Source organism: Streptomyces sp. MB09-01, from assembly GCF_033794505.1.
GTDB lineage: Bacteria > Actinomycetota > Actinomycetes > Streptomycetales > Streptomycetaceae > Streptomyces.
In genome coordinates, this window is the sequence record NZ_JARAYQ010000175.1 from 1 (window position 1) to 18,304 (window position 18,304).

Annotated in this window: 17 protein-coding genes; 16 read left to right on the plus strand and 1 reads right to left on the minus strand. The window is 73.3% G+C overall.

Translation table 11 applies throughout. The annotated features are described in order from the left end of the window. Positions 1 to 352, minus strand: a 352-nt coding sequence (locus PV721_RS29670) for an AfsA-related hotdog domain-containing protein (protein ID WP_319729516.1), incomplete at its 3' end; no start/stop codon positions are given. A gap of 425 nt (positions 353 to 777) precedes the next feature. On the opposite strand from PV721_RS29670, the gene PV721_RS29675 reads away from it, so the two are divergent. From PV721_RS29675 to PV721_RS29750, 16 genes are all read left to right on the plus strand, one after another. Further along, positions 778 to 1,689, plus strand: a complete 912-nt coding sequence (locus tag PV721_RS29675; RefSeq protein WP_319729518.1) for an aldo/keto reductase — start codon at positions 778 to 780, stop codon at positions 1,687 to 1,689. Between the two features lie 105 nt (positions 1,690 to 1,794). Further along, positions 1,795 to 3,360: an acyl-CoA carboxylase subunit beta gene (locus PV721_RS29680; protein ID WP_319729521.1), complete on the plus strand. Its 1,566-nt coding sequence runs from the start codon at positions 1,795 to 1,797 to the stop codon at positions 3,358 to 3,360. Between the two features lie 73 nt (positions 3,361 to 3,433). Continuing rightward, on the plus strand, positions 3,434 to 4,918 hold the full coding sequence (locus PV721_RS29685; RefSeq protein WP_319729523.1) for an FAD-dependent monooxygenase: 1,485 nt from the start codon (positions 3,434 to 3,436) through the stop codon (positions 4,916 to 4,918). Positions 4,919 to 4,931: 13 nt separating this feature from the next. After that, the gene (locus PV721_RS29690; protein ID WP_319729525.1) at positions 4,932 to 5,261 is read left to right on the plus strand and encodes a TcmI family type II polyketide cyclase; all 330 of its coding nucleotides are present in this window, start codon (positions 4,932 to 4,934) and stop codon (positions 5,259 to 5,261) included. 33 nt (positions 5,262 to 5,294) lie between these two features. Then, positions 5,295 to 5,564, plus strand: coding sequence for an acyl carrier protein (locus PV721_RS29695; protein ID WP_319729528.1), 270 nt, complete (start codon positions 5,295 to 5,297; stop codon positions 5,562 to 5,564). Between the two features lie 89 nt (positions 5,565 to 5,653). After that, complete coding sequence (gene fabG, locus PV721_RS29700) at positions 5,654 to 6,439, plus strand: 3-oxoacyl-ACP reductase FabG (RefSeq protein WP_319729531.1); 786 nt, start codon at positions 5,654 to 5,656, stop codon at positions 6,437 to 6,439. A gap of 41 nt (positions 6,440 to 6,480) precedes the next feature. Beyond that, entirely contained in the window at positions 6,481 to 7,419 is a 939-nt protein-coding gene (locus PV721_RS29705) for an aromatase/cyclase (protein ID WP_319729534.1), read from the plus strand. Positions 7,420 to 7,503: 84 nt separating this feature from the next. Further along, the gene (locus PV721_RS29710) at positions 7,504 to 9,429 is read left to right on the plus strand and encodes an SDR family oxidoreductase (protein WP_416371210.1); all 1,926 of its coding nucleotides are present in this window, start codon (positions 7,504 to 7,506) and stop codon (positions 9,427 to 9,429) included. A 73-nt stretch (positions 9,430 to 9,502) separates the two neighbouring features. Continuing rightward, positions 9,503 to 10,768, plus strand: coding sequence for an MFS transporter (locus PV721_RS29715; RefSeq protein ID WP_319729538.1), 1,266 nt, complete (start codon positions 9,503 to 9,505; stop codon positions 10,766 to 10,768). Positions 10,769 to 10,842: 74 nt separating this feature from the next. Then, a complete protein-coding gene (locus PV721_RS29720; protein ID WP_319729541.1) occupies positions 10,843 to 11,988 on the plus strand; it encodes a nucleotide disphospho-sugar-binding domain-containing protein in 1,146 nt (381 codons plus the stop codon). 25 nt (positions 11,989 to 12,013) lie between these two features. Continuing rightward, positions 12,014 to 13,081 carry a glucose-1-phosphate thymidylyltransferase gene (locus tag PV721_RS29725; RefSeq protein WP_319729543.1) on the plus strand — a complete coding sequence of 356 codons (1,068 nt, stop codon included), beginning with the start codon at positions 12,014 to 12,016 and terminating at the stop codon, positions 13,079 to 13,081. Beyond that, positions 13,078 to 14,064 carry a dTDP-glucose 4,6-dehydratase gene (gene rfbB / locus PV721_RS29730; protein WP_319729545.1) on the plus strand — a complete coding sequence of 329 codons (987 nt, stop codon included), beginning with the start codon at positions 13,078 to 13,080 and terminating at the stop codon, positions 14,062 to 14,064. The genes PV721_RS29725 and rfbB overlap by 4 nt, the downstream gene beginning before the upstream one ends. A 51-nt stretch (positions 14,065 to 14,115) precedes the next feature. Continuing rightward, positions 14,116 to 14,868 carry an NAD-dependent epimerase/dehydratase family protein gene (locus PV721_RS29735; protein WP_319729547.1) on the plus strand — a complete coding sequence of 251 codons (753 nt, stop codon included), beginning with the start codon at positions 14,116 to 14,118 and terminating at the stop codon, positions 14,866 to 14,868. 52 nt (positions 14,869 to 14,920) lie between these two features. Then, positions 14,921 to 16,372: an NDP-hexose 2,3-dehydratase family protein gene (locus PV721_RS29740; RefSeq protein ID WP_319729549.1), complete on the plus strand. Its 1,452-nt coding sequence runs from the start codon at positions 14,921 to 14,923 to the stop codon at positions 16,370 to 16,372. Continuing rightward, positions 16,369 to 17,334, plus strand: a complete 966-nt coding sequence (locus PV721_RS29745; RefSeq protein WP_319729551.1) for a Gfo/Idh/MocA family oxidoreductase — start codon at positions 16,369 to 16,371, stop codon at positions 17,332 to 17,334. The genes PV721_RS29740 and PV721_RS29745 overlap by 4 nt, the downstream gene beginning before the upstream one ends. A gap of 106 nt (positions 17,335 to 17,440) precedes the next feature. Further along, positions 17,441 to 18,085, plus strand: a complete 645-nt coding sequence (locus PV721_RS29750) for a DsbA family oxidoreductase (protein WP_319729554.1) — start codon at positions 17,441 to 17,443, stop codon at positions 18,083 to 18,085. Positions 18,086 to 18,304: the final 219 nt, after the last annotated feature.

The window sequence follows — 18,304 nt, forward strand, 5'->3', positions numbered from 1 at the left end:
GGGCCGGGGTGGGCTCGTAGGTCATGGACCAGGACTTCAGGATGAAGTTCTGGTCGTGCGGGATGTCGAAGTGGGCGTGCCCGGCGTACGTCTCGGCCTGTCGGCAGCACTCCAGGAGCAGCAGCGGGTCCAGGACCCGGGACTGGCTGAGGTGGTCGGTGTAGTAGGCGTGCGAGGCGGGGAGTTGCGCGGCGGCGAGGAAGCGGGAGGGGGCCTGGTGGCGGTAGTCGGTCAGGAACACCTCGGACAGCGCGCTGCGGTGCAGCAGCGTCCGGTCGACGGTCCGTACGTACGAGAGCGGAAGCCCCTCGATAACAGCACTAGCGTTCGATTCAAAGCGATCGATCCCCACCCTGACACCACCCGAAGCATTAGGGGCGACGGCCTGCCCGTACGGCAGCCCTCACCAAGAAGACAGGTCCCCGTTCGCGGCCGTGTCGGCCGGTCGGATCCTCGGCGGCCCGGCGGCGCTGCACGGGCGGTGCCACGATGAACGTTCGACCCCGGACGAGTGTCAGGGCCCTGGCACGAGGCAGGACGCTATGCGCCAACAACCCCACCGTCAAGGGATTTGATCAATCATTTGAACGACATGAACCGTTCACCGACTGAGGGCATCATCACAGGTCACGTCGGATGCGACGCATGGTAGGACTCACAGTAGTGTCAGACATCTGCGATAACCTTCGATCCGATGTGAATCGGCATCAACCTCGAGAAACAAGCCCCTTGGAGGCCCCTGTGCACACCCTCAACTTGGGAACCGAAGGACCTTCCGTGGGTCGCGTGGGACTGGGCTGCATGGGCATGTCCTGGGGCTATGACCAGGAGGGATGGGACGACGCCACGTCGGTGCGGGTCATCCACCAGGCCATCGACATGGGCGTCCGCTTCTTCGACACCGCCGACCAGTACGGCCCCTTCACGAACGAGCGGCTCGTCGGGAAGGCGCTGCGCGGCCGCCGCGACGAGGTCGTGCTCGCCACCAAGGGCGGTCTGATCGTCGACGGAGCCCGCCGCACCCACCGCAACGGCCGTCCGGAGCACCTGCGCGCCGCGTGCGAGGCGAGCCTGCTGCGGCTCGGGACCGACCACGTGGACCTGTACCAGCTCCACCGCGTCGACCCGGCCGTCCCCGTGGAGGAGAGCTGGGGCGCCATGGCCGAACTCGTCGAGGCCGGCCTGACCAAGGCCATCGGCCTCTCCGAGGCCTCCGTCGACGAGATCTCCCGCGCCCACGCGATCCACCCGGTCGCCTCGGTCCAGTCCGAACTCTCCCTGTGGAGCCCGGACGCCACCGGGGACGTCGTCCCGTACTGCGCGGAGCGGGGCATCACCTTCATCGCCTTCGCCCCGCTGGGCCGCGGCTTCCTCTCCGGACGGATCACCACGGTCGAGGACCTGCCGCGCGTCGACGCCCGCCGCGGGATCCCCCGGTTCCAGCCGGACGCCATCGCCGCCAACCAGGCGATCACCGAGACCACCGGCAGGATCGCGGCCCGCCTGGGGATCACCGTGCCCCAGCTGGCCATCGCCTGGGTGCTGGCCCAGGGCCCCGGTGTGATGGCGCTGCCCGGCACCAAGACCCCGAAGTACCTCGAGGAGAACTTCGCGGCCGGCGCGGTCACCCTCCCGGCCGAGGTCCTGGCGGAACTGGCCGACCTGCCCGCGGCGGTCGGCAGCCGCTGACCGGGCGCCTGTGACCGGCCACCTGTGACGGGCGCTGTGACGGGCCGCCTGTGACGGGCGCTGTGACGGGCCGCCTCCCCCACCGATACCCACCAAGGAACCGACGTGACCACGAGCGAGCAATCAGCACTCAACCGGCTGGCGGAGCTGCGGCAGATCAAGGAGCGGGCGCGGAGCGGCCCCAGCGAGCGCGCGACCGAAGCGCAGCGCGCGAAGGGCAAGCTGACCGCCCGTGAGCGCATCGCGCTGCTCCTCGACGAGGGTTCCTTCCAGGAGGTCGAGCCGCTGCGCCGACACCGGGCCACCGGTTTCGGCCTGGAGTCCAACCGTCCCTACACGGACGGCGTGATCACCGGCTGGGGCGAGGTCGAGGGCCGTACGGTCTTCGTCTACGCGCACGACTTCCGGATCTTCGGCGGGGCGCTGGGCGAGGCCCACGCCGCCAAGATCCACAAGATCATGGACATGGCCATCGCGGCCGGTGCCCCGCTGGTCTCCCTGAACGACGGCGCCGGCGCCCGCATCCAGGAGGGCGTCTCCGCCCTCGCCGGGTACGGCGGCATCTTCCAGCGCAACACCAAGGCCTCGGGGGTCATCCCGCAGATCTCGGTCATGCTCGGCCCGTGCGCCGGCGGTGCCGCCTACTCCCCGGCCCTGACGGACTTCGTGTTCATGGTCCGCGAGACCTCGCAGATGTTCATCACCGGCCCGGACGTCGTCAAAGCGGTCACCGGCGAGGAGATCACCCAGAACGGCCTCGGCGGCGCCGACGTCCACGGCGGAGTCTCGGGCGTGGCCCACTTCGTCCACGACGACGAGGAGTCCTGCCTCGCCGAGGTCCGGTACCTGCTGTCGCTGCTGCCGTCCAACAACCGCGACCTGCCGCCCGTCGTCCACGGCGGCGACCCGGCGGACCGGGCGAACGACCGCCTGCTCTCGCTCGTTCCGGCCGACGCCAACCGCTCCTACGACGTCCACGCCGTGATCGAGGAGGTCGCGGACGACGGCGAGTTCATCGAGGTGCACGCCGACTGGGCGCCGAACCTGGTCTGCGCACTCGGCCGCCTCGACGGCCACGTCGTGGGCTTCGTCGCCAACCAGCCCGCGGCCTTCGCCGGCGTGCTGGACATCAAGGCGAGCGAGAAGGGCGCCCGGTTCGTCCAGTTCTGCGACGCCTTCAACATCCCCCTCGTCACCCTGGTCGACGTGCCGGGCTTCCTGCCAGGCGTCGACCAGGAACACGACGGCATCATCCGCCGCGGCGCCAAGCTGCTCTACGCGTACTGCAACGCGACCGTGCCGCGGATCTCCGTGGTGATGCGCAAGGCGTACGGCGGCGCCTACATCGTCATGGACTCCCGATCCATCGGAGCCGACATCGCCCTCGCCTGGCCCCTCAACGAGATCGCCGTCATGGGCGCCGAGGGCGCCGCCAACGTCGTCTTCCGCCGCGAGATCGCCGCCGCCGACGACCCCGGCGCGGTGCGCGCGCAGAAGATCGAGGAGTACCGCCGGGAGCTGGTCCACCCGTACTACGCGGCGGAACGCGGCCTCGTCGACGACGTGATCGACCCGCGCGAGACCCGGGCCGTCCTCTGCCGCGCGGTCACCATGCTCGCCGCGAAGCACGCGGAACTACCCCACCGCAAGCACGGCAACCCGCCGCAGTGAGCCCGGCCGCCCCCGTACCGGGGGCCGCCGCAAGCGTGGCGCACGCCCGTAAGTCCCCTCGAAGGAGAGGTACATGGATGCTTCAGTGATCGTCGTCGGCGCCGGGCCGACCGGTCTCGCCCTCGCCGCGGAACTGCGACTCGCCGGTGTCGACGTCGTCGTCATCGAGCGCCTCGCCGAACCCACCGGCGAGTCCCGCGGTCTGGGCTTCACCATCCGCACCATGGAGGTCTTCGACCAGCGCGGCCTGCTGCCCCGCTTCGGCGACATGGTGACGAGCAACGGCGGCCACTTCGGCGGCCTCCCGATGGACTTCGGCGTCCTCGGCAGCAACCACCAGGCGGCGAAGTCCGTCCCGCAGTCCCAGACCGAGGCGGTCCTGGAGGAGTGGGCCCGGGAACTCGGCACCGACCTGCGCCGGGGCACCGAACTGCTCTCGCTGCGCGACACCGGCGACGGGGTCGAGGCCGAGGTCCGCGACCCGTCCGGCGAGCGGCACACGCTCATCGCACGCTGGCTGGTCGGCTGCGACGGCGGCCGCAGCCTCGTCCGCAAGGCCATCGGATCCGAGTTCCCCGGCACCGCCGCGACCCTGGAGATGTACCTCGCGGACATCCGCGGCGTGGAGCTGGAGCCCCAGCTGATCGGCAAGACCTTCCCCGGCGGGATGGTCATGGTCGGCCCGCTCGGCGACGGCGTGAACCGCATCATCGTCTGCGAGCGGGGCACCCCGCCCCAGCGGCGCGACGCCCCGCCGCCGTACGAGCAGGTCGCCGCCGCCTGGGAACGCCTCACCGGCATCGACATCTCGCACGCCGAGCCCGTCTGGGTCAGCGCCTTCGGCGACGCCACCCGGCTGGTCACCGAGTACCGCCGCGGCCGGGTGCTGCTCGCCGGCGACGCCGCGCACATCCACCTGCCGGCGGGCGGCCAGGGAATGAACACCGGCATCCAGGACGCCGTCAACCTCGGCTGGAAGCTCGCCGCCGTGGTCCGCGGCACCGCCCCCGAGGAACTGCTCGACACCTACCACGACGAGCGGTACCCGGTCGGACAGCGGCTGATGATGAACACCAGGGCGCAGGGCCTGCTCTTCCTCGGCGGCCCCGAGGTCCAGCCGCTGCGCGATGTGATCGGCGAACTCCTCACCCACGAGGACGTGGCCCGGCACCTCTCCGGCATGGTGAGCGGCCTGGAGATCCGTTACGACGTCGGGACCGGCGCCAACCCGCTCCTCGGCCTGCGCATGCCGCACCTGGAGCTCGTCGCGGACACCTTCAAGACCAGCAGCACCGCGCTGCTGCACGCCGGCCGCGGCATCCTCCTCGACCTGGAGGACAGCGCCGAGCTGCGACGCCGCGCCGACGGCTGGACGGACCGGGTGGACGTCGTCACCGCGGCGCCCCACGGCGTCGACCCCGCCGGCCCGCTCGCCGGCACCTCGGCCGTCCTGGTGCGGCCCGACGGGCACGTGGCCTGGATCGCGCCCGGCAGCCATCACGACCTGCCCATGGCTCTCGGCCGGTGGTTCGGACCGTCCCGGCACGAGTCGGACTGAGAAGGAGACGGACATGCACAGCACGCTCATCGTGGCCCGGATGGAGCCCGGCTCGGCCGCCGACGTGGCCAAGCTCTTCGGCGCGTTCGACGAGACGGAGATGCCGCACCGGATGGGCACCCTCCGCCGGCAGCTCTTCTCCTACCGGGGCCTCTACTTCCACCTCCAGGACTTCGCGGGCACGGACGGCGGAGAGCGGATCGAAGAGGCCAAGACGGACCCGCGCTTCGTCGGCATCAGCGAGGACCTCAAGCCGTTCATCGCCGCCTACGACCCGGCCACCTGGCGGTCCCCCGCCGACGCCATGGCCCAGCGCTTCTACCACTGGACCGCCCGCCCCTGACCGGCCGCAGGCCGCCGACGAAAGGAACATCCCATGTCCTCCCGTGAATTCACCCTCGCCGACCTCGTCCGGATCCTGCGCGAGGGCGCCGGCGCCGACGAGTCCGCCGACCTCGGCGGCGACATCCTCGACGTCGACTTCGAGAACCTCGGCTACGAGTCGCTGGCCCTGCTGGAGACGATCGGCCGCATCGAGCGCGAGTACGACATCACCCTCGACGACGACGTCCTGGCCAGCGCCGGGACGCCCGGGCAGCTCATCGAGGCCGTCGGCGCGCACCTGACGCTCGCCCGGGCCAACTGACCGGCGCCCGGCGCCCCCCGAAGAAGAGACCGCCCGCCCCGCCGACCCGCGGCGGTGTATCCGGGCCCGTACGGCCCACAGGAGTCCCCATGACCCAGCAGAACCCGAGAACCGCCCTCGTCACCGGCGCGACCAGCGGCATCGGCCTCGCCGTGACCCGGCTGCTGGCCGGCACCGGCCACCGCGTCTTCCTCTGCGCCCGTGACGAGGAGCGGGTCGCGCAGACCGTCAAGGAGCTGCGCGAGGAGGGCCTGGACGTCGACGGCGCCGCCTGCGACGTCCGCTCCGTCGACGACGTCCGGCGCTTCGTGCGGCTCGCCGTCGAGCGCTTCGGCGCCGTGGACGTCCTCGTGAACAACGCGGGGCGCAGCGGCGGCGGGCCGACCGCCGGCATCGACGACGCGCTGTGGCTCGACGTCATCGACACCAACCTCAACAGCGTCTTCCGGATGACCCGTGAGGTGCTGAACGCCGGCGGCATGTCCGCCAAGGCCAGCGGCCGGATCATCAACATCGCCTCCACCGCGGGCAAGCAGGGCGTCGTCCTCGGCGCCCCCTACTCCGCCTCCAAGCACGGGGTCGTCGGCTTCACCAAGGCCCTCGGCAACGAGCTCGCCCCGACCGGCATCACCGTGAACGCCGTCTGCCCCGGCTACGTGGAGACGCCCATGGCGCAGCGGGTCCGGCAGGGCTACGCGGCCGCGTACGACGCCACCGAGGACCAGATCCTGGAGAAGTTCCAGGCCAAGATCCCGCTCGGCCGCTACTCCACCCCCGAGGAGGTCGCGGGTCTCGTCGGCTACCTGGCCTCGGACACCGCCGCCTCCATCACCTCGCAGGCGCTCAACGTCTGCGGCGGCCTCGGCAACTTCTGAGCCCCGCCCCGAACAACACCACCCCGAACAAGGAGGCATCGATGACCGTGCGCGAAGTGGAGCACGAGATCACCGTCGCGGCACCGGTCGAGCGGGTCTACCAGCTCATCGCGGAGGTCGAGAACTGGCCGCTGATCTTCCCGCCGACCGTCTACGTCGACCACGTGGAGCGCGGTGAGCGCGAGGAGCGCATCCGCATCTGGGCCACCGCCAACGGCGAGGTCAAGAACTGGACCTCACGGCGCACCCTCGACGCCGAAGCCCGGCGGATCACCTTCCGGCAGGAGGTGCCCGCCGAGCCGGTCGCCGCGATGGGCGGTGCCTGGGTGCTCGAACCGGCCGGCCCGGACCTCTGCCGGGTCCGGCTGCTGCACGACTACCGGGCGGTCGGCGACGACCCGGCCAAGCTCACCTGGATCGACGAGGCCGTCGACCGCAACAGCCGCTCGGAGCTGGCCGCGCTGAAGGCCAACGTCGAACGCGTCACCGCCGAGGACGAGCTGCGGTTCTCCTTCGCCGACGCCGTGACCGTGCAGGGCGCCGCCAAGGACGTCTACGACTTCCTGAACGAGGCGGACCTGTGGAAGGAGCGGCTGCCGCACGTGGCGCAGGTGGTCCTCACCGAGACCTCCCCCGGGCTCCAGACGCTGCGGATGGACACCCTCACCAAGAACGGCGACTCGCACACCACCGAGTCCGTCCGCGTCTGCTTCCCGCACAGCCGCATCGCCTACAAGCAGACGACGCTGCCCGCCCTCATGAACCTGCACACCGGGCTCTGGACGGTCGAGGAGGACGGCGGGGGCACCACCACCGTCACCTCCCACCACACCGTCGTGGTCAACACCGCGAACATCACCGCCGTCCTCGGCGCCGACGCCGGGGTGCCCGAGGCGCGCACCTTCCTGCGCGAGGCCCTCGGCGGCAACAGCCGGGCGACCCTCGGGTACGCCAGGGAGTACGCGGAAGCGCGGCGCTGACCCGTGGCCGTGACGGGAGACCGCGGGGACCGGCGGCCGGCCGGCACCGACGTGCTCGTCGTCGGCGCGGGCCCGGCCGGCCTCATGCTCGCCGGGGAGCTGCGCCTCGGCGGGGCGCGGGTGACGGTGCTGGAGCGGCTGGCCGCGGCCACCGACGAGTCCCGGGCCTCGGTGCTGCACGCGCGGACCATGGAACTCCTCCACGTGCGGGGACTCCTCGGCCGCCTGGGGCCCCCGCCGAACGTCGGCCCCGGCCACTTCGGCGGCCTCCGCCTCGACCTGGCCGCAGCCGGCGGCAGCCCGTTCGCCGGGCTGTGGAAGGCACCGCAGACCCTCGTCGAGAAGGTGCTGGGGGAGTGGGCCGCCGGGCTCGGCGCGACCGTGCTCCGCGGCCACAGCGTGACCGGTCTGGACGACGGGCCGGACGGGGTGCGCGTCGAGGCGCGCGGCCCCGACGGCGCCGTCCGCGCGTTCCGCGCCGCGTACGCGGTGGGCTGCGACGGCATGCGGAGCACCGTCCGGGACCTCGCCGGCTTCGCCTTCCCCGGCGAGGACGCGGGCCGGGAACTGCTGCGCGTCGACCTCACGGACATCGACATCGCGGACCGCCGCTTCGAACGGCACCCGCACGGGGTGGCGAACGCGCGCCGCGGTCCGGACGGCATCACCCGGCTCATGCTGCACGCCTACGGCACCGATCCCGGGGCCCGCGTCCGGCCGCCGGACTTGGCCGAGGTGTGCGCCCTGTGGGCCCGCATCACCGGAGAGGACATCACCGCCGGGCGGGCCCTGTGGATCGACGCCTTCGACGACGCCTGCCGCCAGGTCGCCCGCTACCGGGAGGGCCGGGTGCTGCTGGCCGGGGACGCCGCGCACGTCCAGCTGCCCGTCGGCGGACAGGCGCTCAACCTCGCCCTCCAGGAGGCCGTCGCCCTCGGCGGCCGGCTCGCGGCCGTCGCGACCGGGCGCGCCGGTGAGTCCCTCCTCGACGCGTACGACGCCGAGTGCCACCCGGCGGCCGCCCGGGTGCTCGGCAACATCCGGGCCCAGACGCTGCTGCTGTTCGGCCCCCCGGGACTCGACTCCCTGCGGCAGCTCGTCGGCGAGCTGCTCGAACTGCCCGCGGCCCGACGGCACCTGGCCGCCATGGTCAGCGGCCTCGACCGTACCCGGCAGGCCGGCACCGACACCGGCGCCGCCACCCCCGCACGTACCACCGACCACACCAAGCGCAGGAGGAGCATCATCATGGGCAAGCTCAGCGGGAAGGCCGCGCTCGTCACCGGGTCCAGCCGCGGCATCGGCCGTGCGACCGCCATCCGCCTGGCCCGTGAGGGGGCCCTCGTCGCCGTCCACTGCTCACAGCATCTGGAAGCCGCCGAGGACACCGTCGCCACCATCGAGAAGGAGGGCGGCCGCGCCTTCGCCGTCCAGGCCGAACTGGGCGTCGCCGGCGACGTGCACACCCTCTTCCTCGCCCTGGAGCAGGGCCTGAAGGAGCGCACCGGCTCCACCACCCTCGACATCCTGGTCAACAACGCCGGAGTGATGGGCGGGGTCGCCCCGGAGGACCTCACGCCCGCGGCGTTCGACCGGCTCATCGCCGTCAACGCCAAGGCGCCGTACTTCATCGTGCAGCGCGCCCTGAGCCTCATCCCCGACGGCGGCCGCATCATCAACATCTCCTCCGGCCTGACCCGCGTCGCCAACCCCCAGGAGATCGCCTACGCGATGACGAAGGGCGCGGTGGACCAGCTCACCCTGCACTTCGCCAAGCACCTGGGCCCGCGCCGGATCACTGTCAACAGCGTCGGCCCGGGCATCACCGACAACGGATCGGCGATCTTCGACAACCCGGAGGCCGTCGAGCAGATGTCCTCCTACTCCGTCTTCGGCAGGGTCGGCGACGCCTCCGACGTCGGTGACGTCGTCGCCTTCCTCGCCGGCCCCGACGGCCGCTGGATCACCGGCTCCTACCTCGACGCCAGCGGAGGCACCCTGCTCGGCTGAACCGCTCCCCCTCGGGGCGTGTCCGGCGGACACGCCCCGGCCCCGATCCCAGCCCGAGGAGGGTGACCCCCGGATGCCGACGACCGTCCGTCCCGCCGCCGCCGCCCGGCCGGCGGCCGCGCCCGCCCGGTGGCGGCTGCGCGAACGGGCCCTGCTGCTCGTCCTCGCGGGCAACATGCTCATCGACGCGCTCGAGGTCTCCGTCGTGCTCGTCGCCCTGCCGGCCGTCCGCGCCGACCTCGGACTGCCGGTGTGGCAGGCGCAGGCGGTGATGAGCGGCTTCGCGCTCGGCTTCGCCGCCCTGCTGCTGCTCGGCCCGCGCATCACCGCGCGCTGGGGCCGGCGCCGCGTCTACCTGCTCTCGCTCCCGGTGTTCACCGCGGCGTCGGTGGCGGGAGGGTTCGCCGAGGACGGGGCGGTCCTGATCGCAGCCCGGGTGGTCACCGGGGCGTGCGCGGCGCTCACCGCCCCCACCGGCCTGGCCATCATCAGCACGGCCTTCCCGGAGGGCGCGGAGCGGCGCCGGGCCGTCTCCCTCTACTCCCTGTTCGGGGCCGCCGGGTTCACCATCGGGCTGCTCTCGGCCGGCGCCCTCACCGGCCTGAGCTGGCGGTGGGACGTCGTCCTGCCGGGGCCCGTCGCCCTGGTCCTGCTCCTGTTCGGCCTGCGGCTGCTCCCGCCGGACGACGCGTCGGTCCGGGGCGGCCCCCGGCCGACGGCCGCCCTCCTGCGGCACGGCCCGCTGCTCCGCTCGGCGGTCGGCGCCGCCCTCCTCAACGGGACCTACCTCGGCCTGCTGCTCCTCCTCACCCTCCACTTCCACGCCCGGTACGGCTGGGACGCCTGGCGGACGGCGCTGGCCTTCCTGCCCGCCTGTCTGCCGCTCGTCCTCTCGCTGCCCTTCGCCGGGCGGCTGGTCGAACGGTTCGGCGCCGCCCGGCTCGTCGCGGCGGGCGCCGCCGCAGCCCTGCTCGGCCAGGCGCTGCACCTGCGGCCGGGCGCCCTGGACGACTACCCGGCCGGCGTCCTGCCCGGCCTGCTGCTCATCGGTGCCGCCTTCGTGCTCTCCTTCGCCGCGCTCAACCTCCAGGCGCTCGCCTCCGTCCCGGCCGAACAGCGCCCGGCGGCCGTACCGCTGTACCAGGCGGCCGTGCAGCTCGGCGTGGTCCTCGTCCTGCCGGCGGTCGCCGTCCTCTCCACCGCGGGCGCCGGGCTCCGCGCGCCGCTCGCGCTGCTCACCGCGCTCGCCGCCGCCGGTGTCCTCACCGCCCTCACCGGACTGCGCCGCGCCCGCCCGGACAGCCCCGGCGGCCCCGGCAGCCCCGACGCCTCGCGCTGAGCACGCGCACCTCGCCCCCCGGGGCCCGGGCCGCCCGCCCGTACGACACCCTCAGGACCCTCAGGAGAAACAGCATGAAGATCCTTTTCGTGGCCGCGGGAAGCCCCGCGACGGTGTTCGCCCTGACACCGCTGGCCACAGCGGCGCGCAACGCCGGCCACCAGGTGATCATGGCCGCCAACGACGACATGATGCCCGTCGTCGCGTCCATGGGCCTGCCCGGCATCCCGACCACCGACCTGCCCATCCGGCACTTCATCACCACCGACCGCCACGGGAAGCCGCTCGACATCCCCTCCGACCCGCTGGAGCAGGCGCACTTCACCGGTGCCTGGTTCGCCCGGATGGCCCTCGCCGGCCTGGACCGCCTCACGGCGCTCGCCGGGCACTGGCGGCCGGACGTGGTCGTCGGCGGCACCCTCAGCTACGTGGCGCCGCTCCTCGCGGCCCGGCTCGGCGTCCCGCACGTCCGGCAGACCTGGGACGCCGTGGACTCGGACGAGATCCACCGCGGCGCCGAGGCCGAACTCGTGTCGGACCTCCCCGGCTTCGGCCTCGAAGGGCTCTCCGAGCCCGACCTCCTCATCGACATCTGCCCGCCGAGCCTGCGCCCCGCGGACGCCGCCCCCGCCCAGCCGATGCGGCACGTCTCCGTCACCCGGCAGGCCGGCCGCATCGAACCGTGGATGTACACCCGCGGCGAACGCCCCCGGATCCTCGTCACCTCCGGCAGCCGCGTCGCCAAGGACAGCTACGACCGCAACTTCGAATTCCTGCGCGCCCTCGCCCGCGACCTGGCCACCTGGGACGCCGAACTGGTCGTCGCCGCCCCCGAGGCCGTCGCCGAGGCCCTGGGCCCCGAACTGCCCGGCGTACGCGTCGGCTGGATGCCGCTGGACGTCGTCGCGCCCACCTGCGACCTGTTCGTGCACCACGCGGGCGGCGTCTCCACCCTCACCGGCCTCGCCGCCGGCGTGCCCCAGCTCCTCATCCCCAAGGGCGCCGTCCTGTGCACCCCGGCGCAGCGCGTCGCCGACCAGGGCGCGGCCGTCACCCTGCTGCCCGGCGAGGACACCCCCGCCGCGGTCACCGAGGCCTGCCACGCCCTCCTCGAGCAGCCCTCCTACCGCACGCGTGCGGGCGAACTCGCCGCCGAGATCGGCCGGATGCCGTTCCCGGCGGCCCTCGTCCCCGAACTCGAACGACTCCTGCGCGACTGAGGCCGGAAGCGAAAGGACCACCGCCATGAAGGCACTGGTGCTGTCAGGCGGGTCAGGCACGCGCCTGCGCCCCTTCACCTACTCGATGCCCAAGCAGCTGATCCCCGTCGCCAACACCCCGGTGCTCGTGCACGTCCTGCGCAACATCGTCGACCTGGGCGTCACCGAGATCGGCGTGGTCGTCGGCGACCGCGCCGCCGAGATCGAGGCGGTCGTCGGCGACGGCTCCCGGTTCGGCGCGCGCGTCACCTACCTGCGGCAGGACGCGCCCCGCGGGCTCGCCCACACCGTCGCCATCGCCCGCGACTTCCTCGGCGACGACGACTTCGTGATGTACCTCGGCGACATCATGCTCCCCGACGGCATCGGCGCCGCCGCCGCCGAGTTCACCGCCCGGCGGCCCGCCGCCCAGGTGGTGGTGCACAAGGTCGCCGACCCGCGCGCGTTCGGCGTCGTCGAGCTCGGCCCCGACGGCGAGGTGCTGTGCCTGGTCGAGAAGCCGCAGGACCCGCGCAGCGACCTAGCCCTGTGCGGCGTGTACTTCTTCACCTCCGCCGTCCACGAGGCGGTCGCCGCCATCGATCCCGGACCGCGCGGCGAACTGGAGATCACCGACGCCCTCCAGTGGCTGGTGAGCGCCGGCGCCCCCGTCCGCGCCCACCACTACGCCGGCTACTGGAAGGACACCGGCCGGGTCGAGGACGTCCTGGACTGCAACCGCCACCTGCTCGACGCCCTCCGCGGCTCGGTCGCCGGACACGTCGACGGGGCCAGCGAACTCGTCGGCCCGGTCGTCGTCGAGGAGGGCGCGCGGATCGTCCGCTCCCGCATCGTCGGCCCGGTGGTCGTGGGCACCGGATCCGTCGTCCAGGACAGCCACCTCGGCCCGTACACGTCGGTGGGCTGCGACTGTCTGGTCGCGGGCAGCCGCCTGGAGGACTCCATCGCCCTCGACGGGGCCTCCGTCACCGGCATCCGCAGCCTGCGCCATTCCGTCATCGGCCGGTCCGCCTCGGTCGCCCCCACCGGTGACGGCGCCGACCACGTACGGGTCGTCGTCGGCGACCACGCCCGCGTGGAGGTGGCCCCGTGAGGATCCTCGTCACCGGCGGCGCCGGCTTCATCGGCTCCCACTTCGTCCGCGGGCTGCTCGCGAACCACTACCCGCGCCGGACGGACGCGCACGTCACGGTCCTGGACAAGCTCACCTACGCCGGCAACCGCGACAACCTGCCCGCATCCCACCCCCGCCTGGAGTTCGTCCGCGGGGACGTCTGCGACCACGCGCTGCTGCGCGAGCTGCTGCCCGGCCACGACGCCGTGGTGCACTTCGCCGCCGAATCGCACGTGGACCGCTCCCTCCACGGCGCCGCGGACTTCTTCCGCACCAACGTCCTCGGTACGCAGACCCTCTTCGACGCGGCTGTCGCCGCCGGCACGCCCCGAGTCGTGCACGTCTCCACCGACGAGGTGTACGGCTCGCTGGCCGAGGGCTCCTGGACCGAGGACATGGCGCTGCTGCCCAACTCGCCCTACGCCGCCTCCAAGGCGGCCTCGGACCTGGTCGCCCGGGCCTACTGGCGCAGCCACGGCCTGGACGTGTCGGTCACCCGCTGCTCCAACAACTACGGGCCGTACCAGCACCCCGAGAAGCTGATCCCGCTCTTCGTCACGAATCTGCTGGAGGGCAGCCCGGTCCCGTTGTACGGCGACGGCCGCAACGTCCGCGAGTGGCTGCACGTGGACGACCACTGCCGGGGCATCGCCCTCGTCCTCGACGGCGGGCGGGCCGGCGAGGTGTACAACATCGGCGGCGGCAACGAGCACACCAACCTGGAGATCACCCACCAGCTGCTCGAACTGCTGGGGGCCGGGCCGGAGATGATCCGGCGGGTGGCCGACCGGCAGGGACACGATCTGCGCTACTCCGTCGACGAGACGAAGATCCGCACGGAGCTCGGCTACGCGCCGGCGATCGACTTCACGCGGGGCCTCGCCGACACCGTCGCCTGGTACCGGGACCACCCGGACTGGTGGAAGCCCGCCAAGCACCCCGAGGAGGACGGCGCCGGCTGACCGGCCCCGTCCCCCGCCCCTCCCTCCCCGCACAGCTACAGGAGCCCGCGCATGCACATCCTGGGGAACGGCTTTCTCGCCCGGAACCTGCGGCCGATCGCCGACCGCCATCCCGACACCGTCGTCCTCGCCGCGGGTGTCTCGTGGGCGAGCTGCACCTCCGAGGAGGAGTTCGCCCGGGAACGCTCGCTGCTGGCCGACACCGCCCGCCGCTGCGCCGCCACGGGCCGGCGCCTCCTCTTCTTCTCCACCTCCTCCGCGGGGCTCTACGGTCCCCTGGACCGTCCGGCCCGCGAGGACGGGCCGGCCACCCCGTCGACGGCCTACGGCGCCCACAAGCTCGCCCAGGAGGAACTGCTGCGGGCGAGCGGCGCCGACCACCTGATCCTGCGCCTGAGCCACCTCGTCGGCCCGGGCCAGCCCGAGCACCAGCTGCTGCCGACCCTGGTCCGGCACACGCGCGAGGGCACGGTCCGGGTGCACCGGGGCGCCACCCGGGACCTGATCGCGGTCGCCGACGTGATCACGGTCATCGACCGGCTGCTCGGCCTCGGACTGCGCTCCGGCACTGTCAACGTCGCCTCCGGCACGGCCGTCCCGGTCATGGACATCGTCGAGCACCTCCGGCTGCGCCTGAACGGGGCCGCGCGCGTCGAGCAGGTGGACGCCGGCCCCATCCACCCGCACACCGTCTCCGTCGAGAAGCTGCACCGCCTGCTCCCCGGGACCGGGACCCCGGGGGCCGGCCCGTCCTACTACCGCGGGGTCCTCGACGCCTACACCGCCTCGGCCGCGCCCGCCTGACCCGCCGGCCGCCGCGCCCCACCGTTCACACCGACCTCAGGAGAGAGCTCCCATGCCGCACCGGTCCATTCAGACCCTCGTCCGCGCCGGGCTCCAGCCGCGCGAGGACAGGGCGCTCACCTACCGCCTCGCCGCTTCTGCCGCGGCCCTCGACGGAGCACACCTGCGCACCGCGGACTTCGCCGGATGGCTGGCCGGCCGAGGCCGCGAGCAGGCCTTCCGGGTCGACCGGATCCCCTTCGCGGCCCTCGACGGCTGGTCGTTCGAGGAGGGCACGGGCAACCTGCGGCACCGTACCGGCCGGTTCTTCACGGTCGAGGGACTGCACGTCACGGAGAAGGGCGAGCCGCACGGCGACGGCCCCGCCGCCGAGTGGTACCAGCCGATCATCCGGCAGCCCGAAATCGGCGTCCTCGGCATCCTCGCCAAGGAGTTCGGCGGCGTGCTGCACTTCCTCATGCAGGCGAAGAAGGAGCCGGGCAACCCCAACCTGCTCCAGCTCTCGCCCACCGTGCAGGCCACCCGCAGCAACTACACCAAGGCCCACCAGGGCGCCTCCGTCCGCTACCTCGACCACTTCATCGGCCCCGACCGGGGACGGGTGCTGGTCGACAGCCTGCAGTCCGAGCACGGCGCCTGGTTCTACCGGAAGTCCAATCGCAACATGGTGGTGGAGGCGCGCGGCGAGGTGGACCTGCACGAGGACTTCTGCTGGCTGACGCTGGGCCAGCTGCACGCGCTGCTGCACCGCGACAACACGGTCAACATGGACTCCCGCACCGTCCTCGCCTGCCTGCCCCCGTCCGCGTACCCCACCCTCTCCGACGGCCCGGCCCCGCACGAGGAGGCCGCCCTGCTCGGCGACACCGAACTGCTCTCCTGGATCACCGGCGAGCGGGCCCGGCACCACGTCCGCGCCGAGCTCGTCCCGCTCGCCGGACTGCCCGGCTGGACGCGCGGCGACGACGCCATAGCCAACGACGACGGCCGGTACTTCGAGGTCGTCGCCGTCGACGTCCGGGCGGGCAGCCGTGAGGTGTCCGGCTGGACGCAGCCGCTGATCGCCCCCGTCGGCCGCGCCGTCACCGCCTTCCTGACGCGGGAGTTCGACGGCATCCCGCACGTCCTCGTGCACGCCCGCGTCGAAGGCGGATTCCTCGACACCGTGGAGCTCGGGCCCACCGTCCAGTGCACCCCTGGCCACCACGCCCACCTGCCTCAGGAGCGGCAGCCCTCCTTCCTCGGCGCCGTGCTCGGGGCCGGCCCCGAGCGCATCCGTTACGAGGCCGTGCACGCCGAGGAGGGCGGCCGTTTCCTGCACGCGGAGAGCCGCTACCTCATCGTCGCCGCGGACGAGGAGACCGCGCCCGCCGACCCGCCCCCCGGCTACGCCTGGGCCACGCCCGCCCAGCTCTCCTCGCTGGTGCGGCACGGCCACTACCTGAACGTCCAGGCCCGCACGCTGCTCGCCGTCCTCAACGCGCTGCCGGAGCGGGCGGGATGACCGACACCGTACGGATCGGCGTGCTCGGCTGCGCGGACATCGCGGTCCGCCGCATGCTGCCGGCCTTCGCCGCCCATCCCGGCACGGTGGTCACGGCCGTCGCCAGCCGGGACCCGGCCAAGGCCCGGCGCACCGCCGAGCGGTTCGGCTGCGCTCCGGTCACCGGCTACGCGGAACTCCTCGCCCACGGGGGCGTCGACGCCGTCTACCTCCCGCTCCCCGCCGCCCTGCACGCCGACTGGACGGAGGCCGCCCTCGCCGCGGGCAAGCACGTCCTCGTGGAGAAGCCCGCAGCACCGGACGCGGCGACGGCGGCCCGGCTGTGCGACCTGGCCCGGGCGGCGGGCCTGGCCCTCGTCGAGAACGTGATGTTCGTCCACCACCCGCGCCACGCGGCGGTGCACAAGCTCCTCGCCGACGGAGCCATCGGTGAACTGCGCTCCTTCCAGGCCGTGTTCACCATTCCCGCGCCCCCCGACAGGGACATCCGCTACGACCCGGAACTCGGCGGCGGCGCCCTGGCCGACATCGGTCTGTACCCGGTGCGCGCCGCTCTGCACCTCCTCGGCGACGGCCTGGAGACCGTCGGCGCCCACCTGGCCGCGGGCCCCGGCCGGCGCGTCGAGACCACCGGTGCGGCGCTGCTGCGCACCCGGGACGACGTGGTCGCCCAGCTGGAGTTCGGGATGGCGCACGCCTACCGCTCGGAGTACCGGCTGCGGGGCAGCGACGGCGAGATCCACGTCGACCGGGCCTTCACCCCGCCGGCCGACCACGTCCCGGAGATCGCCGTGCACCGGGGCGGCCGCACCGAGCGGATCCGGCTCGCCCCCTTCGACCAGGTCGCCGCGGCCGTCGACGCCTTCGTCACCGCCGTGCGGGAGCGGGCCGCGCCGGACCCCGCGGTGGTGGGGCAGGCGGCGCTCCTCGACGCCGTCCGCCGGTCCGCCGCCCGCCGGTGAGCATGATCGACCGCGGGTCGGGGCACGTCTCCGTCGACCGACCCCCTCGGTCGACGGGGCCGCCGTCCGGCGTTCGCGTCAGCCCGCACACGGAGGAGACCAGCAGATGGAGCAGCAGAAGGATGCGGCGCAGGCCGTACGGGTGCAGATCGTGGTCGACGTGATCTGTGCCCACTCGTACATCGGCTTCACCCGGCTCGGCCGGGCGGCCGCCCGGCTGCGCGAGGAGGGCGTCGAGGTCCGGGTGGAGGTCCTGCCCTTCGAGCTGGCGCCCGGCGCGCCGACCACCGGACAGCCGCTGCTCGACGTGCTGCGGCACGTCTTCGGCGAGCGGGCCGTCACGGACGCGCTCGCCCTCGCCGAGCGGGCATCCGCCGACGGGCTGCACTTCGACTACGAACGCGCGGTGGCCAGCGGCACGTTCGAGGCGCACCGGCTGATCCTGGTGGCCGGCCGGCAGGGCTTGGCGGAGCGGGTGACGGAGCGGCTGTTCCGGGCCCACTTCACCGAGGGCCTGCACATCGGCGACCCCGACGTGCTGGCCGCCCTCGCCGCCGAGGCGGGAGTGCGGACCGAGGAGGAGGCGGCCCGCGACAGCGCCGGCGAACTGAAGGAGCGGCTCGACCGGGTGCGCGGGCAGGGCGTGACGGGGGTGCCGGTCGTCGTGGTCGACGGGGTGCCGCCGATGACCGGCGCGCAGCCGGAGGAGACCCTGTACCGGGCCCTGCGGGCGGGTGTCCGCGCGGCCTGATGGCCGCCGGGGGCGGGCGTGCACCCCCGGGTCCGGTGTCCGACGAGGGCGTGCCGCGTCTCCTGTGTACGTTGTCTATTCTCTGATACGTTGTACACAGGCGCGTCGGAAGGAGCCCAGCGGTGCTTGCGCAAGAGGGAAAGCCCCAGAGCGAGGACGGGGACCGCGTCTCTCTGTGGGAGCGGCTCGACCGCCCGGCCCCCGCCCCCCGCGTGACGC

Coding starts and splice junctions, on each gene's coding strand:
- PV721_RS29695 (WP_319729528.1), top strand. CDS start 5,295: ATGTCCTCCCGTGAATTCACCCTCGCCGACCTCGTCCGGATCCTGCGC.
- PV721_RS29690 (WP_319729525.1), top strand. CDS start 4,932: ATGCACAGCACGCTCATCGTGGCCCGGATGGAGCCCGGCTCGGCCGCC.
- PV721_RS29720 (WP_319729541.1), top strand. CDS start 10,843: ATGAAGATCCTTTTCGTGGCCGCGGGAAGCCCCGCGACGGTGTTCGCC.
- fabG (WP_319729531.1), top strand. CDS start 5,654: ATGACCCAGCAGAACCCGAGAACCGCCCTCGTCACCGGCGCGACCAGC.
- PV721_RS29740 (WP_319729549.1), top strand. CDS start 14,921: ATGCCGCACCGGTCCATTCAGACCCTCGTCCGCGCCGGGCTCCAGCCG.
- PV721_RS29725 (WP_319729543.1), top strand. CDS start 12,014: ATGAAGGCACTGGTGCTGTCAGGCGGGTCAGGCACGCGCCTGCGCCCC.
- PV721_RS29710 (WP_416371210.1), top strand. CDS start 7,504: ATGCTCGCCGGGGAGCTGCGCCTCGGCGGGGCGCGGGTGACGGTGCTG.
- PV721_RS29750 (WP_319729554.1), top strand. CDS start 17,441: ATGGAGCAGCAGAAGGATGCGGCGCAGGCCGTACGGGTGCAGATCGTG.
- PV721_RS29705 (WP_319729534.1), top strand. CDS start 6,481: ATGACCGTGCGCGAAGTGGAGCACGAGATCACCGTCGCGGCACCGGTC.
- PV721_RS29745 (WP_319729551.1), top strand. CDS start 16,369: ATGACCGACACCGTACGGATCGGCGTGCTCGGCTGCGCGGACATCGCG.
- PV721_RS29715 (WP_319729538.1), top strand. CDS start 9,503: ATGCCGACGACCGTCCGTCCCGCCGCCGCCGCCCGGCCGGCGGCCGCG.
- PV721_RS29735 (WP_319729547.1), top strand. CDS start 14,116: ATGCACATCCTGGGGAACGGCTTTCTCGCCCGGAACCTGCGGCCGATC.
- PV721_RS29685 (WP_319729523.1), top strand. CDS start 3,434: ATGGATGCTTCAGTGATCGTCGTCGGCGCCGGGCCGACCGGTCTCGCC.